Source organism: Photobacterium phosphoreum, from assembly GCF_002954725.1.
GTDB classification, from domain to species: domain Bacteria; phylum Pseudomonadota; class Gammaproteobacteria; order Enterobacterales; family Vibrionaceae; genus Photobacterium; species Photobacterium phosphoreum.
In genome coordinates this window covers 1,897,660-1,904,164 of the sequence record NZ_MSCQ01000001.1, presented here as the reverse complement: position 1 = coordinate 1,904,164, position 6,505 = coordinate 1,897,660, and the positions used below count along the sequence as shown (strand labels likewise).

Annotated in this window: 4 protein-coding genes; 1 reads left to right on the top strand and 3 read right to left on the bottom strand. The window is 42.2% G+C overall.

Annotated elements, in window-relative coordinates:
* Together BTO21_RS08260 and mnmC1 are read right to left on the bottom strand one after the other, a co-directional pair.
* On the bottom strand, nt 1-527 hold a 527-nt coding region (locus BTO21_RS08260; protein WP_211298254.1), incomplete at its 3' end, for an IS256 family transposase.
* 280 nt (nt 528-807) lie between these two features.
* Nucleotides 808-2,946, bottom strand: a complete 2,139-nt coding sequence (gene mnmC1 / locus BTO21_RS08250; protein ID WP_105026761.1) for an FAD-dependent 5-carboxymethylaminomethyl-2-thiouridine(34) oxidoreductase MnmC1 — start codon at nt 2,944-2,946, stop codon at nt 808-810.
* Between the two features lie 396 nt (nt 2,947-3,342).
* Here mnmC1 and fabB point away from each other — a divergent pair, with 396 nt between their 5' ends.
* A complete protein-coding gene (gene fabB, locus BTO21_RS08245) occupies nt 3,343-4,557 on the top strand; it encodes a beta-ketoacyl-ACP synthase I (RefSeq protein ID WP_045032798.1) in 1,215 nt (404 codons plus the stop codon).
* 518 nt (nt 4,558-5,075) lie between these two features.
* Here fabB and BTO21_RS08240 read toward each other — a convergent pair.
* Nucleotides 5,076-6,329, bottom strand: coding sequence for an aromatic amino acid transport family protein (locus tag BTO21_RS08240; protein WP_105026760.1), 1,254 nt, complete (start codon nt 6,327-6,329; stop codon nt 5,076-5,078).
* Nucleotides 6,330-6,505: the final 176 nt, after the last annotated feature.

Genomic DNA, 6,505 nt, shown 5'->3' with positions numbered 1-6,505 from the left:
TTATCTTGACGGATTTTAACCACAATACAGTCTAAATAAACAATGGGATAAAGACTGTCTAATGGCCTATTTTGCCATTCATTGACTTCGTCAATGACGGCGTTAGTAACTTTGGATATTAATGTTGGTGAAATGTCTGCATTATACATTTCTTTAAACGAATCAACGATATCACGTGTTGTCATGCCTCTAGCGTAGAGACTTAGAATCTTGTCATCCATCGATGTAAAACGTGTTTGATTTTTCTTAACCAATTGTGGTTCAAAACTACCTTCACGATCTCTTGGTGTATCGAGTGCAAATTGCCCATCTTCTGTTTTTAAAGTCTTCGTTGATGAACCATTTCGATAGTTTATTGAGGTGTCTTTCTGATTTTTTTCATAACCCAAATGTTCATCAAGTTCTGCATTAAGAGCAGCTTCAACTGTGATTTTAGTGAGCATTTGGCTGAAATCGAGGAGATCTTGATGAGATTTCAAACCTTTTGCTGCTTCCTTTGCAAAGGCTTCAAGTTCTTGCTTGGTCATAATTACCTATCCTTAATATGATTAAGTTAATGATAGGCAATTACACAGATTTTGGGACAGGGTCCGTTGTGGGGTTACTACTTTCACTGGTTTCTTTAAGGTTCAAGCCCCACCCTCCGTCATTTCCTATAGTGAGATGACGAGTCTCGACACTAAATATCTCGAAACTCACCATCTTTAACTCTGCTCTTCCTCGTCCCTGCTTTCCCCCGCGCCTCCAAACCTTACTACAACTCTGCTCTTCCTTGTCTCTGCTTTTCCCTCGCGCCTCCAAACCTTATTACTTCACCTCTTTGCCGCGCACTAATTTCCGTACCCACATCCGTCCAGGGTGAAGGGCATCAAGCACCGTATGTGGCAGTGGTAGTGGATCACCACAGATTTGTGAAGCCAGTAATTCACCTAATAGTGGCGCTGAACTTAACCCACGCGAGCCTAAGCCAACAATCGCAAATAAGTTTTGATAAACAGGCACATTTTGCGCATAAAGCTGGTTATCTTTTAGATCTTGATATTGTGTGATCAGATCATCATAACGGCACACATTACCAACAAACGGTAAATGATCACGACTGGCACAACGGACACCGACACGGGCGCGTTGCTGTAGTTCAAACCCATCTACATCAATTGCATCTACCCATGAGGCTGTAGCGGGTACACTATCCAATAAACGTTGTTTGTTTTGTTGTTGATCGACTTCATTGTAATCAAGGTCGCAATTACGGCGGGCATAACTGGCACCGACACAATGGCTGTGAGTGTGGGTGTTCGCTGGGGTTAAATAGCCGTCATAACAGAGTACGGTTTCAAGTTTTGCTAAAGCATTATTCGTCGGGACATGGCTAACCTGACCACGCACTGATGAAGTTGGGATCGGGGCGGTTTGTGGATACTGATTAAAGCGGTGACCACTCGCCACAACAACGGTGGTGTGATTAACGGTAGCGCCGTCAGCGAAGCTTAACTGCCATTGATGACTATTCTCGTTTTCAATTTGCTTAAGTGCTGTGACGTCTCTATTGAGGTGTAAGCGAAGTTTGCCTGTTTTAACTGCAGATTCAATTAATGCTTGGGTTAATTGTTGTGGGCATAACCAGCCGCCAAGTGGATAGTTAACACTGCGACAATCGGTTTCAACGCCAGTGATTGCAAGTGTTTGCTCAACATCTAAACTGCGTAGTAATGATTCAGGAAAACCACCGTCCAACATACAATCGAGCTTTTTGGTTTGGCGGCCTAGTTTTTTATCATTGGTCGTAAGTGCGAGTTGTTTTTCGGCATCAGTAAGGTTTTTGCCATTCTCATCCCATGCTAACTGAGTAACGCCACACCAATCATGATCAAACTGACAATGTTTCGCCGCTTGTTCAACAAATTGACGCGCATAAATAAAGCCCGGTGCAAAAAAACGAGACAAGGGATCATGTTTACCATTTAAAAGAGGGTATACCGCCCCTTGTCGATTGCCCGATGCACCTTGAGCTAATTCATTATCTGCACAATATATAGTGACTGATTGACCACGACGGATCAGCGAAATAGCAGTGGTTGCAGAAGCGACACCGCCACCAATGATAGCAATGTCACTTGGTTCTGACTGAGCTGCTTGTTGTGGGCTACGGGCAAACCATGGCTTAAAATTCGCTTGCTGGTGGTTTTTGGTAACAGTACCCACCGTCATAGGAGGATTAATACCAAACCCTTTGGCTTTTTTAATATCAAAGCCAGCGTCATTCAAGCCTTGATGCACAGAACTATCAGCAGTAAATGTGGAAACAGTGCACCCTGATCGTGCCATGTTAGCCATGCCGTTAAACAGATTTTGGCTCCACATGGCAGGATTTTTCTTAGGTGCAAAGCCATCTAAAAACCATGCATCAACAATTCCTTCATTGCCGACCCAAACTTGGGGTAGACAATCGTTAATGTCACCAAACCATAAATCAAGGGTGATCATGCCATCTTCAAGTACAATACGGTGACAATCAGCAACCGCAGGCGGATAATGTTGAATCAGCTTTTGAGCAAATTCAGCCAGTTCTGGCCATACTTGATGTGCTTTAAGTAGATCTTGTTGAGTGAGCGGCGCTTTTTCAAAGCTAATAAAGTGTAATTCTTTGACTGTAGCGTCTGGGTGTTGTTCGCGAAAGGCTTTAAATGTTTGCCATAGCGCCAGAAAATTAAGCCCAGTACCAAAACCAGTTTCTGCAACCACAAATCGACGTCGATCAAAATCATGCCAGCGCTTAGGTAAACCATTTTGTTTGATGAACACGTAACGAGCTTCTTCTAGCCCATCGTGATTTGAGAAATAGATATCATCAAACTCAGTAGATAATGGGCTACCGGTTTCGTTCCAATCAAGGATGGCATTTTCAATTCGGAGTGTAGACTTTGGCGGAGTAGAACGAGACAAAACGAACCTCTTGCTTAGCTGCTGAGCATTTTGCCACCGTTTTATGCATGGAAATGCATCAATTATGGGCTTTAAATGCGATTGAATGGCAATTTTGACTCGATTGTACCTGAAATACAGGAAAGCTGACCACTTTTCAGGAGCAAAGCCGTTATAGTTCTCGTACTAAATAATCGTTAACTTTTTTGTTTTTTTCTTAATAACAAAGTTAAATTAAGTAGTAATGTCGGCCCAAACATCTTTAATATCGTGTGTTTTCGTTCGCAGCGGCAAATTAAGCATGAATGTGAGCGCAGATTTTAAAGCCGTTTGGGACGTATTTTAGTCATTAAGATAGAGCATTAGTTGTTCTATAAAATGATTAGGTATTTCCATTAATATCACTAGGAATTCATCATGAAACGAGCCGTAATTACAGGCATGGGTATTGTATCTAGTATCGGTAACAACGTTGCTGAAGTATTAGAATCCCTAAAAACAGGCAAATCAGGTATCAATTACTCTGAGCAATTCGCAGAAATGAAATTGCGTTCAAATGTTTGGGGTGATCTAAAAATCACACCGTCTGAGCACATTGATCGTAAGAAAATGCGTTTCATGGGTGATGCTGCTGCGTTCGCTTACCTATCAATGGAGCAAGCGGTTGCTGACTCAGGCCTAGCAGAAGATCAAGTATCTAACGAGCGTACAGGTTTAGTCGCTGGTTCTGGTGGTGCGTCATCATATAACCAATACCATGCAGTAGACACACTACGTGAGAAAGGCGTTAAGCGTGTTGGTCCTTACATGGTGCCACGTACAATGTCTTCAACGGTTTCTGCATGTTTAGCAACACCGTTTAAAATTCGCGGTGTTAACTACACCATGAGTTCTGCATGTGCGACATCTGCACACTGTATTGGTCACGCGGTTGAACTTATTCAACTAGGCAAGCAAGATGTTGTGTTTGCTGGTGGCGGTGAAGAGCTTGATTGGTCATTAACCATGATGTTTGATGCAATGGGCGCGTTGTCGACTAAGTATAACGATGATCCATCAAAAGCATCACGTACTTACGATGCAGACCGTGACGGTTTCGTTATCTCTGGTGGCGGCGGCATGGTTGTTGTTGAAGAACTTGAGCATGCATTGGCTCGTGGCGCAAAAATTTACGGTGAAATCGTAGGTTATGGTGCAACATCTGACGGCTACGACATGGTAGCACCATCAGGTGAAGGCGCTGTGCGTTGTATGAAGATGGCAATGAAAGATCTTGATGCGCCAGTTGACTACATCAACACTCACGGTACATCAACACCTGTTGGCGATCTAAAAGAGCTTGGTGCTATCCAAGAGCTATTTAGTGATCATAGCCCTGCGATCTCTGCAACAAAAGCAATGACAGGCCACGCACTAGGTGCTGCTGGTGTTCACGAAGCTATTTACTCAACGCTAATGCTTGAGCATGGTTTTGTTGCGCCAAGTATCAACATTGAAAACCTAGATGAAGCGGCTAAAGGCCTTGATATCGTGACTGAGAAGCGCGATGTTGAATTGAAGACTGTTATGTCTAACAGCTTTGGTTTCGGTGGCACAAACGCAACGCTAGTGATTCAGAAATACGAAGCGTAAAAGAGGAACTGCAGGGACGAGGTTTCGAGTAGCGAGATTTCGTGTCTGAGAGTCCACAGCGTAATAAAAAGCGATAGGTGAAAGCCTACCGCTTTTTTTGTTGGGGTAAGGAACAGCAGGGGCGAGGTTTCGAGTAACGAGATTTCGTGTCTGAGAGTCCACAGCGTAATAAAAAGCGATAGGTGAAAGCCTATCGTTTTTTTTGTTGGGGTAAGGAAGAGCAGGTGCGAGGTTTCAAGTAGCGAGATTTCGTGTCTGAGAGTCCACAGCGTAATAAAAAGCGATAGGTGAAAGCCTACCGCTTTTTTTGTTGGGGTAAGGAAGAGCAGGGACGAGGTTTTGAGTAACGAGATTTCGTGTCTGAGAGTTTCGAGATAAAAGCGAGTACCAAGTCCAGCCTGTCATTCCTCAACTTTCGAGATGACGAATATTGGGCAGTCTCGATACTAATAATCTCGAAGCTCGCCACTGTTTTTCCTCGTCCCTAAAAACCTAGCTCTTCCTCACCCCTAAACCCTCTAAGAAAAAAACGTGCCATAAATAACGGAAGTGATCGCTGCAATACCACATATCGCCGTGAAAACACGTGCTAATCGTGATGTCTTGTATTGCTCCATCGCTGGAACAAATTGCATTGCGAATACAGGCAATAAGAACAAAATTGTGGCGATCATTGGCGAGCCGATACTTTCAATCATATCGAGAATACTTGGGTTAATAATGGCGACAATCCAAGTAACAATAACGATGAAAACAAGTGATATTTTTTCAATTTTTTTAATTGGCATTGTAGAACGAGATTTTATTAAGCCAGTAAGACCTTCATGGGCACCAAGAAAGTGACCAAAGTAGCTAGACATGATTGCAGCAAATGCAATTAGTGGACCTAAGTATGAAATGAGAGGAGAAGATTTGATGTTAGCTAAGTAAGACAGAACTGAGATATTTTCTGATTTAGCCATGCTTAATTGTTCAGGTGTCATTGATAATACAACTGAGAACACAAAGAACATTACAAACACCATCAACATCATTGCTGCACCGCCGGTGATCATATCGGTTTTCTTTACAGCATTGTCACCATATACACGACGTTGTTCTTTGGAAAACTGACTGATAATGGGACTATGGTTAAACGAAAATACAATGATCGGAATGGCTAACCAAATGATGAGTGGCATCGATGACCAATCAGTCTTGGTGTGAACCATTGACATATTCCAATCTGGAATGAGGTATATAGAAAGGATTAATAGAATAACGACCAATGGATAAACCAGAATAGATGTCACTTTTAACATCAGTTCTTTACCAAAGATAACACTCGCGGTCATTAGTCCAATCAGTACGCCTGACAGTAACCAACGCGGAATGGATTCCATACCCAATTGATGGATCATAAAAGAATCAACCGTATTGGTAATACCGACACCGTAAATTAGAACAATCGGGAAAATAGCAAAGAAATAAGCAACAGTGATTATGTTCGTTCCTTTTTTTCCAAAGTGCTCTGCAACTGCATCTGTAATATCAGCATCTTTTTTTGATGAAGAGAGGACAAAGCGAGCCAAACTCTTATGGGCAAACCATGTCATTGGAAAGGCAATTAATGCCAAAATAACCAATGGCCAAAAGCCCCCAGCGCCTGCTGTTATAGGTAGAAAAAGAATACCAGCACCCACGGCGGTACCAAATAGTGACAGTGCCCATGTAAAATCTCTATAGGCCCATTTGGTCTTTTTTGTTTTAACTGCAATCGCTGTTTGTTGCATGTAAATTCTCCAGTTAGTAAAGAGTGAGCTAGGCACACTAGTACCAAAAAAAGATAAAAACAGGATATAGCTCTATTTTTGTAACTAATAATGTTAAAAAAATGAATAAATAAGAGGTTTGTCACACATGAGTAGCATTTAATAGTAACTATGAAAGCGTTTATGTGCTAGATTTT

Bases quoted from the DNA above. Each gene is read 5' to 3' on its own strand.
- BTO21_RS08240 (WP_105026760.1), bottom strand. From the start codon at position 6,329: ATGCAACAAACAGCGATTGCAGTTAAAACAAAAAAGACCAAATGGGCC.
- fabB (WP_045032798.1), top strand. From the start codon at position 3,343: ATGAAACGAGCCGTAATTACAGGCATGGGTATTGTATCTAGTATCGGT.